This is a genomic window from Pseudomonas putida (genome assembly GCF_002025705.1).
Classification (GTDB): domain Bacteria; phylum Pseudomonadota; class Gammaproteobacteria; order Pseudomonadales; family Pseudomonadaceae; genus Aquipseudomonas; species Aquipseudomonas putida_J.
Window position 1 is genome coordinate 304,152 of record NZ_CP018846.1, and the last position, 12,351, is coordinate 316,502.

General features: G+C 63.3%; 15 protein-coding genes. 10 read left to right on the top strand and 5 right to left on the bottom strand.

Translation table 11 applies throughout. From position 1 onward, the window contains the following. The first annotated feature begins 12 nt into the window (after nt 1-12). The 3 genes from mpl to BUQ73_RS01470 are packed head-to-tail and all read left to right on the top strand — an operon-like array spanning nt 13 to nt 2,272. Nucleotides 13-1,362, top strand: a complete 1,350-nt coding sequence (gene mpl, locus BUQ73_RS01460; protein WP_079226396.1) for a UDP-N-acetylmuramate:L-alanyl-gamma-D-glutamyl-meso-diaminopimelate ligase — start codon at nt 13-15, stop codon at nt 1,360-1,362. Then, complete coding sequence (ubiX, locus tag BUQ73_RS01465; protein WP_060509549.1) at nt 1,359-1,988, top strand: flavin prenyltransferase UbiX; 630 nt, start codon at nt 1,359-1,361, stop codon at nt 1,986-1,988. Before mpl ends, ubiX begins: the two co-directional genes overlap by 4 nt. Continuing rightward, complete coding sequence (locus BUQ73_RS01470) at nt 1,985-2,272, top strand: YceK/YidQ family lipoprotein (protein WP_079226397.1); 288 nt, start codon at nt 1,985-1,987, stop codon at nt 2,270-2,272. The genes ubiX and BUQ73_RS01470 overlap by 4 nt, the downstream gene beginning before the upstream one ends. A gap of 2 nt (nt 2,273-2,274) precedes the next feature. Here the strand turns inward: BUQ73_RS01470 and BUQ73_RS01475 are convergent, their stop codons facing one another. The 3 genes from BUQ73_RS01475 to BUQ73_RS01485 form a co-directional block, all read right to left on the bottom strand. After that, nucleotides 2,275-2,919, bottom strand: a complete 645-nt coding sequence (locus tag BUQ73_RS01475) for an oxidoreductase (RefSeq protein WP_027917786.1) — start codon at nt 2,917-2,919, stop codon at nt 2,275-2,277. 27 nt (nt 2,920-2,946) lie between these two features. After that, entirely contained in the window at nt 2,947-4,680 is a 1,734-nt protein-coding gene (locus tag BUQ73_RS01480; RefSeq protein ID WP_079226398.1) for a C13 family peptidase, read from the bottom strand. A gap of 178 nt (nt 4,681-4,858) precedes the next feature. Then, nucleotides 4,859-5,314, bottom strand: a complete 456-nt coding sequence (locus BUQ73_RS01485; protein ID WP_079226399.1) for a MaoC family dehydratase — start codon at nt 5,312-5,314, stop codon at nt 4,859-4,861. Between the two features lie 143 nt (nt 5,315-5,457). Between BUQ73_RS01485 and BUQ73_RS01490 the strand changes: the two genes are divergently transcribed. From BUQ73_RS01490 to BUQ73_RS01500, 3 genes are read left to right on the top strand one after another with little or no spacing between them, the layout of a single operon-like run. Continuing rightward, the gene (locus BUQ73_RS01490; protein ID WP_027917783.1) at nt 5,458-5,823 is read left to right on the top strand and encodes a CidA/LrgA family protein; all 366 of its coding nucleotides are present in this window, start codon (nt 5,458-5,460) and stop codon (nt 5,821-5,823) included. Continuing rightward, a complete protein-coding gene (locus tag BUQ73_RS01495; RefSeq protein WP_079226400.1) occupies nt 5,820-6,536 on the top strand; it encodes an LrgB family protein in 717 nt (238 codons plus the stop codon). Before BUQ73_RS01490 ends, BUQ73_RS01495 begins: the two co-directional genes overlap by 4 nt. Before the next feature lie 9 nt (nt 6,537-6,545). Continuing rightward, nucleotides 6,546-7,136 (top strand): LON peptidase substrate-binding domain-containing protein, encoded by a 591-nt coding sequence (locus tag BUQ73_RS01500; protein WP_079226401.1) that lies wholly within the window; start codon nt 6,546-6,548, stop codon nt 7,134-7,136. Nucleotides 7,137-7,245: 109 nt separating this feature from the next. Here the strand turns inward: BUQ73_RS01500 and BUQ73_RS01505 are convergent, their stop codons facing one another. Both BUQ73_RS01505 and BUQ73_RS01510 read right to left on the bottom strand, forming a co-directional pair. Beyond that, complete coding sequence (locus tag BUQ73_RS01505; protein ID WP_079226402.1) at nt 7,246-8,562, bottom strand: bifunctional DedA family/phosphatase PAP2 family protein; 1,317 nt, start codon at nt 8,560-8,562, stop codon at nt 7,246-7,248. Between the two features lie 3 nt (nt 8,563-8,565). Further along, complete coding sequence (locus BUQ73_RS01510) at nt 8,566-9,258, bottom strand: DNA-3-methyladenine glycosylase (protein WP_079226403.1); 693 nt, start codon at nt 9,256-9,258, stop codon at nt 8,566-8,568. 204 nt (nt 9,259-9,462) lie between these two features. On the opposite strand from BUQ73_RS01510, the gene BUQ73_RS01515 reads away from it, so the two are divergent. Genes BUQ73_RS01515 through rlmH form a run of 4 tightly spaced genes read left to right on the top strand, consistent with a single transcriptional unit; the run spans nt 9,463 to nt 12,340 of the window. Next, nucleotides 9,463-10,734: a glutamate-5-semialdehyde dehydrogenase gene (locus tag BUQ73_RS01515; protein WP_079226404.1), complete on the top strand. Its 1,272-nt coding sequence runs from the start codon at nt 9,463-9,465 to the stop codon at nt 10,732-10,734. Nucleotide 10,735: 1 nt separating this feature from the next. Then, nucleotides 10,736-11,395 (top strand): nicotinate-nucleotide adenylyltransferase, encoded by a 660-nt coding sequence (nadD, locus tag BUQ73_RS01520; RefSeq protein ID WP_079226405.1) that lies wholly within the window; start codon nt 10,736-10,738, stop codon nt 11,393-11,395. Nucleotides 11,396-11,440: 45 nt separating this feature from the next. Then, nucleotides 11,441-11,863 carry a ribosome silencing factor gene (gene rsfS / locus BUQ73_RS01525; protein ID WP_027917776.1) on the top strand — a complete coding sequence of 141 codons (423 nt, stop codon included), beginning with the start codon at nt 11,441-11,443 and terminating at the stop codon, nt 11,861-11,863. A gap of 9 nt (nt 11,864-11,872) precedes the next feature. Then, nucleotides 11,873-12,340, top strand: a complete 468-nt coding sequence (gene rlmH / locus BUQ73_RS01530; protein WP_008090421.1) for a 23S rRNA (pseudouridine(1915)-N(3))-methyltransferase RlmH — start codon at nt 11,873-11,875, stop codon at nt 12,338-12,340. Nucleotides 12,341-12,351 lie beyond the last annotated feature (11 nt).

Consider the following 12,351-nt stretch of genomic DNA (forward strand, 5'->3'; position numbering starts at 1 on the left):
GCGAGGTCGACCATGCATATTCATATTCTCGGTATTTGCGGCACTTTCATGGGTTCGCTTGCGGTGCTGGCCAAAGAGCTCGGCCACCGCGTCACCGGCTCCGACGCCAACGTCTATCCACCCATGAGCACCCAGCTCGAAGCTCAGGGAATCGAGCTGACCCAGGGCTACGACCCGGCTCAGCTGGACCCTGCACCTGATCTGGTGGTCATCGGCAATGCCATGTCGCGGGGCAATCCGGCGGTGGAGTATGTGCTGAACAAGGGGCTGCCCTATGTGTCCGGGCCGCAGTGGCTTGCCGACCATGTGCTGCAGGGCCGTTGGGTGCTGGCAGTCGCGGGTACCCACGGCAAGACCACCACCAGCAGCATGCTGGCCTGGGTGCTGGAGCATGCCGGCATGAGCCCGGGCTTCCTGATCGGTGGCGTGCCGCAGAACTTCTCGGTGTCGGCGCGCCTGGGCGGCACACCATTCTTCGTGGTAGAGGCCGACGAATACGACAGCGCCTTCTTCGACAAGCGTTCAAAGTTCGTGCACTACCACCCGCGCACCGCGATCCTGAACAACCTTGAGTTCGATCACGCGGACATCTTCCCTGACCTGGCATCCATCGAGCGGCAGTTCCACCATCTGGTGCGGACCATTCCTAGCGAAGGCCTGGTCATTCACCCGACCTCCGAGCAGGCGTTGGAGCGCGTTATCGGCATGGGCTGCTGGACCCCGGTGCAGACCACCGGTGAAGGTGGCCAGTGGCAGGCACGCCTGCTCAGCGCCGACGGCTCGCGTTTCGAGGTGCTGTTCGACGGTGAAGTGCAGGGTGTGGTGGACTGGGCCCTGACTGGCCAGCACAACGTCGCCAACGCCCTCGCCACGCTGGCTGCTGCCCGTCATGTGGGTGTGGTGCCAGCCATGGGCATCGAAGGCCTGAGCGCGTTCAAGAGCGTCAAGCGGCGCATGGAGAAGGTCGCTGAAGTTCAAGGCGTGACCATCTACGACGATTTCGCCCACCACCCGACTGCCATTGCCACCACCCTCGACGGCTTGCGCAAGCGCGTTGGCGAAGCACCGGTCATCGCCATCATCGAGCCGCGCTCCAACTCCATGAAGCTTGGTGCCCATCGTGACGGCCTGCCGGAAAGCGTCAACGACGCCGACCAGGTGATCTGGTACGCGCCCGCCAACCTGGGTTGGGACCTGGCTGCCACTGCAGCGCAATGCAAGGTACCAAGCGTGGTTGCCGACAGCCTTGACGCGATCATCGAGCGGGTCAAAGGCCAGGCGCGCCCAGGTACGCATGTGGTGATCATGAGCAACGGCGGCTTCGGCGGCCTGCACGGCAAGCTGGCTGAGGCCTTGAAGTGAGCGGGCCGGAGCGTATCACCCTGGCCATGACTGGCGCCTCCGGGGCGCAGTATGGCCTGCGCCTGCTCGATTGCCTGGTGCGCGAGGACCGTGAGGTGCATTTCCTCATCTCCAAGGCCGCGCAACTGGTGATGGCCACCGAGACCGATGTGGTCCTGCCGGCCAAGCCACAGGCCATGCAGGCGTTTCTTACCGAATATACCGGTGCTGCCGACGGGCAGATCCGTGTGTACGGCAAGGAAGACTGGATGTCGCCGGTGGCTTCGGGCTCCGGTGCACCAGCCGCGATGGTGGTGGTGCCGTGCTCTACCGGTACCTTGTCGGCAATCGCTACCGGTGCCTGCAACAACTTGATCGAGCGCGCCGCCGACGTCACCCTCAAGGAGCGTCGGCAGCTGATCCTGGTACCGCGCGAGGCGCCGTTCTCGACCATTCACCTGGAAAACATGCTCAAGCTGTCGCAGATGGGCGCGGTGATCCTGCCAGCGGCGCCGGGTTTCTATCACCAGCCGCAGACCATCGATGACCTGGTCGACTTTGTCGTGGCGCGCATTCTCAACCTGCTGAACATTCCGCAGGACATGCTGCCGCGCTGGGGCGAACATCATTTCGGGGCTGATGATTGAGGCGTCTGCTGGCAGGCTTGCTGGCAGCAAGCCTGCTCGGCGGCTGCGCCACGGTGCGCACGCTGGATGCCAACAAGCCTGGGGCGCCGGTGGTGTATGCCGGGACCCGGCTGGATATGTATGTGATCAATGGCGGGTGCTGCCCCAAGGACCGCTTCGGGGCTGAGGCTCCGGCGTATCCACACCTCGACCTGCCGGGCAGCATGCTGCTGGATACACTACTCCTGCCATTGTCATTGCTGACTGCGGCAGGAATAGGTTTTCAGGCTACGGGTGGTCTGTAGGGCTATTTCTTGCCGAGTTTGCGCAGCTCATCGGACTCGATGACCCGTATTCCGTCCTCTTCTTCCAGCGCCAGGCGCCAGAGCGCCCGTGCCAAGGTACAGGCCTCGATGCCCCGGTACTTACCCGGCATCAACTTCGCAAATGGTGATGCCAGCTTTTCGCCCAGCCGTGGCTGCAGCCGTTCACCCAGCAGCAGCGACGGGCGCACGATGGTCAGTTGCGGCCAGTCCTGAGCCTTGAGTGCTTCTTCCATCTCACCCTTGACCCGGTTGTAGAAGATCGGTGACTTGGGGTCGGCGCCTATGGCGCTGACAACAAGCAGGTGCCGCGCACCCATTTCCCGTGCGCGCTTGCTGAAGGCCACGACCATGTCCAGATCGACGGCGCGAAACGCTTGCTCTGAGCCCGCCTGCTTGAGGGTGGTGCCCAGGCAGCAGTAGGCAATATCGACGCGACCGGCCAGCTGCGGGAGAAATACTGCCGGGTCGCCCACCGGGTTTTCCAGGTGGGGGTGCCCGGCCAATGGCCGGCGAGTCGGTGCCAGTACGCGACTGATGGTGGGTTCGTTGAGCAGGCGGTCGAGCAGGTGCTCACCGGTAAGGCCGGTGGCTCCGGCAAGCAGGACATGCTGAGGCGTCAAATACATGATGTCTCTCCCTTGTTACACACAAGCTTAGCGGCTGGCAGGCGTTTTTGCCTGTTCCTCCGCCTTGGCCTGAGCCGCATTACGTAAGGCTTCTTCGGCCTGGTGCTTACGCAGTTGCTGCCAGTGTGCCAGCACTGCGGGCGGTGCCCAGATTTGTGGTTCGGAGGCCTCGAAACCTTCCCTTCGTTCTCTTTCGGCAACACTGGTGCGAGCTAGTTCGAACGCTTGTTTCAGGTCGTCGGTCTGGTTAAGCGCCTCGGCAAACAACGCATCGCCGAAGTAGGTGAAGTCGGCCTCTTCCGAGCAGCCGAAGGACACCCGGTCGGCACGTGCCGCAGTCATGATCACTGTGCGCTCATCCTTGAGCGGGGCGATGTAGCCACCTGAATAGCAGGCAGAGATGACAATGACCTTGTCGCGGTCCTTGAGTGGATCCAGGGCGCTGGCCAGTTCGTCGGCAGACAGGTCAGCGAGCTGCAGGCGCGGCTGGTCGAGCACCAGTTGGTGGTCCTGGCTGCCGTGGCTGGTCAGGTAAATGAAGATCAGGTCTTGCGGGCCACTGCGTTCGGCCAGGGTGCGGGCGGCGCGGGTAAGGTTCTCGCGTGTGGCCATGGGGCGGGTGGTCATCTGGTCACGGTGGTTGACCAGGGTGACTTGGCCGCGGGCACCGAAACGTACCTTGAGCATGTTGCTGACATAGTCGGCTTCACGCAGGAACACGCTTTGCTGGCCATCGCCGGCCAGGACCAGGCTGTACAGCTGGATGGGTGGGGCTGAGCGCGGTACCCGGGCCAAGGCTTCGTCGAGCAGGCGACCCTGATTGAGCAGGGCCAGGTCCAGCGGGTCGGGCAGCAGTTTGCCTTTCTGGTCTCGGACGCGTACGCCATTGACCCAGAAACCGCTTTCTACCTGGCCGCTGGCCAGGGTCAGTTTGCCGTGCCCCTGGTAGGCATCGTTGTCAAAGCCACCAACGTATTGGCTGCCATCAGGCAACTGCAGGCTGCCTTGGCCAGACAGGTGCCAGTCAAGGAATGTGCCTTTGTAGTGGCTGCCGTCGCTGCCGAGCAATTCGCCTTCGCCGATCAGCGAGCCGTCCTTGAAGTCGCCGATCCATACGTCGCCGTCGGCATTTTCGTAGCGCCCGCGGCCTTCAAGGCGGTTGTCCTTGAATTCACCGATGTATTGCTCGCCATCGGTGCTGTCGTAGGTGCCGCTGCCCTGCAGCTGGCCATCGACGAAGCGGCCGCTGAACTGGTTGCCGCTGGCATCGCTGCGCACGCCCGCGCCATTGGGCTTGCCCTTGGCGAACAAGCCTTGGTAGCGGCTGCCATCGGCCAGTTCCAGTTCGCCTGCGCCTTCGTACTGGTCGTCCTTGAACTGGCCTCGGTAACTCTGGTCAGCCTGCTTGAGGCTACCTTCACCATCACGCCGGCCGTGGCTGAAGGTGCCAGCATAGTGGCTGCCCGGTGTGGTCAGGTCGCCCAGGCCGTGGAACAGCCCCTTGTCGAATTGCCCACGGTAGACTTCGCCATTGCTGCCGTGCCACTCGCCCAAGCCATGCCACTGGCCGTCCTTGAAATTGCCCGCGTACCAGCTGCCGTTGGGGTAATCGATGCGCCCCTCGCCCTGCAGCAGGCCATCGACCACCTGGCCCCGATAGCGACCGCCATCGGGCAGGCGTGCGTCGGGTGGGGACAACGACTCACCATCGCCACAGGCAGCGAGCATCAGGGTCAGTGCGAGGGGGAGCAGGGGACGCATGGCGTAATCCGGGCAAAAGGTCTGCCGAGTATGCCGCAGAATACGGGGCGCAGGTATCCGTGATCTGACTGAAATCGATGCTGGAATCTTCGCGGGCAAGCCCGCTCCCACAGGTGCTGCACAAGGCTCGAGCCCTGTGGTGATTTGTGGGAGCGGGCTTGCCCGCGAAGAGGCCTGGTCAGACGAAGCAGAGCGAGAGGGGTTCTGCGATGTAGGCGGGCTTATCTTCGCCTTCGATCTCCAAGGTGACAGTGGCTTTCAGCAGCCACTGCCCCGGTTTCTTCTCGATCACGTCGCCCAGGTCCACTTTCAACCGTACCTTGCTGTCGACTTTTACTGGCTGAATGAAACGCACGCTATCCAGCCCGTAATTGACCACCATCTTCAACCCCTCGGGCATCACCAGGATGTCCTCCATCAGCTTGGGGATCAGTGACAAGGTCAGGAAACCGTGGGCGATGGTAGTGCCAAACGGGGTTTTCGCCGCCTTTTCCGGGTCGACATGGATGAACTGGAAATCGCCGGTGGCTTCGGCGAACAGGTTGATGCGCTGCTGATCGATCTTCAGCCAGTCGGAACGTCCCAGCTCCTTTCCAACGTACTTCGCAAGCTCGTTTACCGGTACATAGGGCATCGCGACTCTCCAGGTTGTCATTTGGTACGAGAGTGCAAGATCAGCACGGCGAACCGTTTCAGTCAAGATGCCCGCTTTTCGGCGAATATCGGCTTATAGGCAGCGCGTGCTTATAATGGCCGGCATGCCTGAAGGAGATCCTTATGCTGTTGCGTGGTTTGACCTGGCTGGTGCTGTTTCAGCTGCTGGGTACGGCGCTCAATCACTTGTGCGTGCCGATACTACCGGGCCCGATCATCGGCCTGTTGCTGCTCCTGTTCTTCCTCATGGCCCGTGGCGAGGTGGGCAAGCCCCTGAACGAAGCCGCCGGCAGCCTGTTGCGTTATCTGCCACTGCTGCTGGTACCACCGGCGGTGGGGGTGATGGTCTACGCCAAGGACATTGCTGCAGACTTCTGGGCGATTGCCGGTGCCTTGTTGATTTCTTGCCTGGTGACGCTGGTGTTCGTCGGTCTGCTGATGCAGAAGCTCATCGATCGCCAGCACGGCAAACGTGAGGAGCAGCCATGACCCTTGACTGGCAAGGCGCGCTCGACGCAGTGATTCACCATCCCTTGTTCGGAATCGGCATTACCCTGGGCGCCTACCAGATCGTGCTGGCAGCCTATGAAAAGACCCGTTGGATCTTCCTGCAGCCGGTGCTGGTGTCGATGCTGCTGGTGATCGGCGTGCTGCTGACCTGCGGCATCAGCTACGCCGAATACCGCAAGAGCACCGAGATCATGAACATCCTCCTCGGGCCCGCTACCGTGGCCCTGGCGGTGCCGCTCTACCTTAACCTGAGGCGCATCCGGCAACTGTTCTGGCCGACATTTACTACGCTGGTAATCGGAGGCCTGTTCGCCACGGTCTGCTGCCTGCTGCTGGGCTGGTGGTTTGGTGCCGAGCATATGATCCTGATGACCATGGCGCCGAAATCGGTCACTTCACCGATCGCCATGCTGGTGGCCGAGCAGATTGGTGGTGTGGCAGCGTTGGCGGCCGTATTCGTCTTGATTACCGGTGTGATCGGGGCGATCTTCGGCCCGGCGCTGCTGACCCGGTTGGGTGTGCACAGCCCGGAGGCACGTGGCATGTCGTTGGGGGTAACGGCACATGCCGTGGGTACGTCGGTGGCCTTGCAGGAAAGTGACGAATGCGGCGCCTTTGCCGCGCTGGCGATGAGCCTGATGGGGGTGGCCACGGCGGTGTTCCTGCCGTTGGCGGTCAGCCTGGTGGCTTGAGGAGTTGTGATGACGCTACCGCTGTTTCCGCTCAATACCGTGTTGTTTCCCGGTTGCCTGCTGGATCTGCAGATCTTCGAGGCGCGCTACCTGGACATGATTGGCCGCTGCATGAAGCAGGGTACCGGCTTTGGCGTGGTCTGCATCGTCGAAGGCGAGCAGGTCGGCAAGGCGCCGCCAGTGGTGGCGTCGATCGGCTGCGAAGCGGTGATCCGCGACTTCGTCCAGCAGGACAATGGCTTGCTGGGCATTCGTGTGGAGGGTGTGCGTCGCTTCGAGCTGAGCCAGACCGACGTGCAGAAGGATCAGTTGCTGGTAGGCGAGGTGCATTGGCTGGCGGAGCAGCCGGACAGCCCATTGATCGAACAGGATGATGATTTGCTGGCGCTGCTGGTCGCCCTCGGCGAGCACCCGATGGTCGAAGCGCTGGACATGCCGCGGGACGTCGACGGGCGCCAGGCGTTGTCCAACCAGCTGGCGTACCTGTTGCCGTTCATGGAAGAGGACAAGCTGGATCTGCTGGCGATCGGCTCGCCGGCGCAGCGGCTGGAAGAGATCCAGAAGCTGCTGGAGCGAATTCAGGGTGAGCTGTTCGCCTGATTGAATTCATTGGCCTGTACCGGCCTCTTCGCGGCTAAAGCCGCTCCTACAGGTTTGCGCTATCCCTGTGGGAGCGGCTTTAGCCGCGAAGAGGCCAGTACAGGCAAGCTCAATACTGGTATCGAAGCAGGGCGTGCGGCAGCGCATGCATGGCAAAGAACGCCAGCAACGCGGTACACGCCGGCAACACCAGCCACCATACCCGCAGCGGCAGTGCAGTCAGCGGCTGGCGATGTTGCACCAGCGTCAAACTCAGTGCGCACACGCAACAGGCCAGCAAGGCCCCGGCCATGATGTCGGTCGGCCAATGCGCCCCCAGGTAGACCCGCGACAAGGCAATCGCCAGTGCCGGGATGCAGCCCAGCAGTACCCAGGTCAGGCGCATGCGCGGCGGCATGCCGCGCCCCGCCAGTACAGCCAGGGTCAGAAAGAACGCGAACGACGCCGAACTGTGCCCGCTGGGCATGCTGTAGCTGGTCAGCGGGTCGCTCAGCACCTCCGGCCTCGCCCGGGCGAACAGCCATTTCAGCGAGCCGTTGGCCAGGGCCGTGCCGATCAGCGTCCCGCCGGCGAACAGGGCATGGCGCCATTGCCGCGCCAACAACAGCAAGCCGGTCAGCAGGCCGCCCAGGAAGAACTGTGTCTTGAAGTCGCCCAGGCGGGTCACCAGGACCACGGTGCCGTCGATCATTCGGCTGCGGTGTTCTTGTACCAGCGTCATCACGCCCTGATCGAATGCCTGCAGGTAGGGCCAGCCAAGGAACACCGCCGTCAGTGCGATGAAGCTGAGGCCGGCGATCAGCCGGGTGCCGTGCCGCTGATCGCGCAGGCTGCTGTTAAGGCTCAGGCCGATCAGCACCGCCAGGGTGCCGGCGATGATGCCGGCATCCAGCCAGAAGCCTTCCGGCAACGGCAGGCGCATGGCCGCACCGGTGGCCCAGCCTGGCAGCAGGTAGGCGACCGACCAGCCCGCACCCGCCACCAGGCTGACCGCGATGAAGCGCGGCAGCGGCATGTCGAACATCCCGGCGACCATCGGCAGCATCGGCCGCAGCGGGCCGATGAAGCGGCCTACCAGCAGGCTGGCGATGCCGTAACGCTGGAAGTAGGCCTCGGCGCTGCCAATCCACTCAGGGTGGTGGCGCAGCAACGGCAGGCGGCGGATGTTCTGGTGGAAGTACTTGCCGATGGTGTACGACAGCGCGTCACCGAGCAGGCCGCCGAGGAACCCCAGCAGCAGGGTTTCCCCAAGGGTGAATGCGCCACTGCCAGCCAGCACGGCAACGGCGAACAGCAGCACCGTGCCTGGCACGATGATGCCGGCAATCGCCAGGCACTCCACGCAAGCCACCACAAAAATAGCCAGGCCAAGCCACTGGGGGTTGGCGCTGAGCCAGCCGGTCAGGCTGTCGAGCCATTGGCCCATGTTTCAGCTTCCTTGTTCGAGTATGAAAAAGTCTTGCCCTTCGACTTGGCCCCGGCGCAGCGGGTTCCGGGTGCAGAAGCGGGCGAAATCGGCGTCGACGAAGCGATACGGCAGGTGCTCGTCGCGGCCATGGGGGATACCCAGGCGTGGCGCCTGGACCACCCGCGGCACGGCGATGCCGCAGTCTTCCACGTACAGGCGCTCAGGATCGAAGCGTTGCGCGTCCCAGTGCGGCACTTTAAGGCCCATGGCCTTGCACAGCAGGGTCTGCCCGGCGCACAGGCGTTCGGCCGGGCGCAGGTTGCCGCTGGCATCGGGGTTGTTCAGTTGCATCTGCGCCAGGCTGTTGGCACCAGATATGGCATCGAGCCAAGGGTAGGCGGACTTGATCAGTACCGCATTACCTGGGCCTTGGGCGCTGAAGTTGAGCGAATCACCGCCGCGTGAGTAGTACATGTAGATGTGCCCGCCATCGAGGAACAGCGCCTTGCGCTTCTCGGTATAGCCAAGCGAGGCGTGGCTGCCCTTGTCGGCCAGGTAGTAAGCCTCGGTCTCGATGATCCGTGCGGCCAGCCACAGGTCGCCGTGGCGATGGCGAATGACTTTGCCCAGCAACGCCTTGGCCAACGTCTGGGCGTCGCGGTCGAAGAAGCTGTCAGGGAGGGCGCGTGCAGGGCAGGGGGCTGAGGCTGGCATGCTGGCGGTTCGTGGCAGTAAAGGCCGGGATGATAGCAATGAATAGCTTAATCGAGGCTGAACCCGGACTGTTCGATAAGCGCGGTTACATCTTTCCTATGGAATCTTGTGAGCCATTTTCTACCATCCGCCACCCGCCGCTGGGCGTATACCTGCGCGACAGTTATAATCAGCCGATTTCCCCTTCGCCAAGACACCGAACCCATGACTGAGTCCGTTCTTGACTACATGACCCGCCTGGGTCGCGCCGCTCGCCAGGCTTCCCGCGTCATCGCACGTGCCAGCACCGCGCAGAAGAACCGCGCCCTGCAGGCCGCCGCCGATGCGCTCGATGCCGCGCGCGCCGAGCTTGCCGCAGCCAATGAACTGGACCTGGCCGCCGGCCGTGCCAATGGCCTGGAGCCAGCGCTGCTTGACCGCCTGGCGCTGACCCCGGCGCGCATCGACGGCATGATCACTGGCCTGCGCCAGGTTGCCAGCCTGCCAGACCCGGTTGGTGCCATCCGCGACATGAGCTACCGCCCGTCGGGCATCCAGGTCGGCAAGATGCGCGTGCCTCTGGGGGTGATCGGGATCATCTACGAGTCGCGTCCGAACGTGACCATCGATGCCGCCAGCCTGTGCCTGAAGTCGGGCAACGCGACCATCCTGCGTGGCGGCTCCGAGGCTATCCATTCCAACCGTGCCATCGCCATCTGCATTCAGCGTGGCCTGGCTGCAGCGGGCCTGCCGGCTGCCGTGGTGCAAGTGGTCGAGACCACCGACCGCGAAGCCGTTGGTGCGCTGATCAGCATGCCTGAGTTCGTCGATGTCATCGTGCCGCGTGGCGGCCGTGGCCTGATCGAGCGCATCAGCCGCGACGCCCGCGTGCCGGTCATCAAGCACCTGGACGGCATCTGCCACGTCTATGTGGCCGAGCACGCCGACCTGGACAAGGCCTGGCGCGTGGCATTCAACGCCAAGACCTACCGCTACGGCATCTGTGGCGCGATGGAAACCCTGCTGGTCGACCAGCGCGTGGCTGAAGGCTTCTTGCCGGAAATGGCCCGTCGCTTCCAGGAGAAAGGGGTCGAGCTGCGTGGTTGCGAGCGTACCCGCGCGCTGATCGATGCCAAGCCGGCCACTGAAGACGACTGGCACACCGAGTACCTCGACGCGATCCTGTCGATCCGCGTAGTCGACGGCCTGGACCATGCCATCGAGCACATCAACCAGTACGGCTCGCACCACACCGACTCGATCATCACCGAACACCAGGGCCAGGCCCGACAGTTCATGGCCGAAGTCGATTCGGCATCGGTGATGCTCAACACCCCGACCTGCTTCGCCGATGGCTTCGAGTACGGCCTGGGCGCGGAAATCGGCATTTCCACCGACAAGCTGCACGCCCGCGGCCCCGTCGGCCTGGAAGGCCTGACCTGTGAGAAGTACGTGGTGATCGGTGACGGCCAGCTACGCGGTCAGGAGTCCTGCTGAGTTGAGCAAGGCCCAGGCAGTCCGGCGCATCGGCATTCTTGGCGGTACCTTCGACCCCGTGCACATCGGCCATCTGCGCAGCGCGCTGGAAGTGGCCGAGTTCATGGGGCTCGATGAGCTGCGCCTGTTGCCCAATGCCCGCCCGCCACACCGCGATACCCCGCAGGTGGCGGCTCAGGATCGCCTGGCCATGGTGCGCGAAGCGGTACAGGGCGTAGCCTGCCTGAGCGTCGATGCCCGCGAGCTCGAGCGCGACAAACCGTCGTACACCATCGACACGCTGGAGTCGCTGCGCGCCGAGCTGGGCGTCGAAGACCAGCTGTTCCTGGTCCTGGGCTGGGACGCTTTCTGCGGCCTGCCTGGCTGGCACCGCTGGGAAGAACTGCTGCAATACTGTCACATCCTGGTGCTGCAGCGCCCGGATGCCGACGTTGAACCCCCTGACGAGTTGCGCAACCTGCTGGCTGCGCGCTCGGAGAGCGATCCCACCGCCATGTCCGGCCCGGCGGGGAATATTTCGTTCGTCTGGCAGACGCCGCTTGCGGTGTCGGCTACACAGATCCGACAGCTGCTGGCCAGCGGCAAATCGGTGAGGTTCCTGGTGCCGGACGCCGTACTGGCCTACATCGAGGCGCACGAACTGTATCGTGCCCCTAACTGACGGTGCCCCCAGGGCGCCTCATCCAAACGAGTTGAAGAGTTTTATATGAGCAAGCAGAAAATCAATGGCGAAGAACTGGTCAAACTGACCATCAGCGCCCTGGAAGACGTCAAGGCCCAGGACATTCAGGTCATCGACGTGCGCGAAAAGCACAGCCTGACCGACTACATGATCATTGCCACCGGTACTTCCAACCGCCAAATCAACGCGATGCTGGAAAAGGTCCGTGAAACGGTCAAGAAACAAGGCGCGCAACCACTGGGTGAAGAAGGCAAGGGCGACAGCGATTGGGTACTGCTGGACCTGAACGACGTCATCGTTCACATGATGACCGCCGCTGCCCGCCAGTTCTACGACCTGGAGCGCCTGTGGATGGGCGCCGAGCAGAGCCGTGCCGCCGACGCCAAGCACCACAGCCCGGAAAACGCCAGCGACTACTTCACCGACAAGCTGAAAGACCGGGAATAAGGAAGCGTCGTGCGTCTTCGCCTGATCGCGGTCGGCTCGCGCATGCCCAAGTGGGTCGAGGAAGGCTGGCATGAATATGCCAAGCGCCTGCCCCAGGAGCTGTCGCTCGAGCTGGTGGAAATCCCGCTGAACACCCGTGGCAAGAATGCCGACGTCGCCCGCCTGATCCGTCAGGAGGGCGAAGCCATGCTGAGCAAGGTTCAGCCTGGGGAACGCATCGTCACCCTCGAGGTCCATGGCAAGCCCTGGAGTACCGAGCAGCTGGCGACCGAGCTGGACCGCTGGCGCCTGGACTCGCGTACGGTGAATTTGATGGTGGGCGGCCCGGAAGGGCTGGCGCCTGAGGTCTGTGCGCGCGCCGAGCAACGCTGGTCGCTGTCGCCGCTGACCCTGCCGCACCCGTTGGTAAGGATACTCATCGGCGAGCAGATCTACCGCGCCTGGACAGTATTGTCCGGGCACCCTTACCACAAATGAGCCTGTAAGCA

Bases quoted from the DNA above. Each gene is read 5' to 3' on its own strand.
- BUQ73_RS01495 (WP_079226400.1), top strand. From the start codon at position 5,820: ATGACCCTTGACTGGCAAGGCGCGCTCGACGCAGTGATTCACCATCCC.
- BUQ73_RS01480 (WP_079226398.1), bottom strand. From the start codon at position 4,680: ATGCGTCCCCTGCTCCCCCTCGCACTGACCCTGATGCTCGCTGCCTGT.
- BUQ73_RS01500 (WP_079226401.1), top strand. From the start codon at position 6,546: ATGACGCTACCGCTGTTTCCGCTCAATACCGTGTTGTTTCCCGGTTGC.
- BUQ73_RS01485 (WP_079226399.1), bottom strand. From the start codon at position 5,314: ATGCCCTATGTACCGGTAAACGAGCTTGCGAAGTACGTTGGAAAGGAG.
- BUQ73_RS01490 (WP_027917783.1), top strand. From the start codon at position 5,458: ATGCTGTTGCGTGGTTTGACCTGGCTGGTGCTGTTTCAGCTGCTGGGT.
- BUQ73_RS01515 (WP_079226404.1), top strand. From the start codon at position 9,463: ATGACTGAGTCCGTTCTTGACTACATGACCCGCCTGGGTCGCGCCGCT.
- BUQ73_RS01475 (WP_027917786.1), bottom strand. From the start codon at position 2,919: ATGTATTTGACGCCTCAGCATGTCCTGCTTGCCGGAGCCACCGGCCTT.
- BUQ73_RS01510 (WP_079226403.1), bottom strand. From the start codon at position 9,258: ATGCCAGCCTCAGCCCCCTGCCCTGCACGCGCCCTCCCTGACAGCTTC.
- rsfS (WP_027917776.1), top strand. From the start codon at position 11,441: ATGAGCAAGCAGAAAATCAATGGCGAAGAACTGGTCAAACTGACCATC.
- mpl (WP_079226396.1), top strand. From the start codon at position 13: ATGCATATTCATATTCTCGGTATTTGCGGCACTTTCATGGGTTCGCTT.
- BUQ73_RS01505 (WP_079226402.1), bottom strand. From the start codon at position 8,562: ATGGGCCAATGGCTCGACAGCCTGACCGGCTGGCTCAGCGCCAACCCC.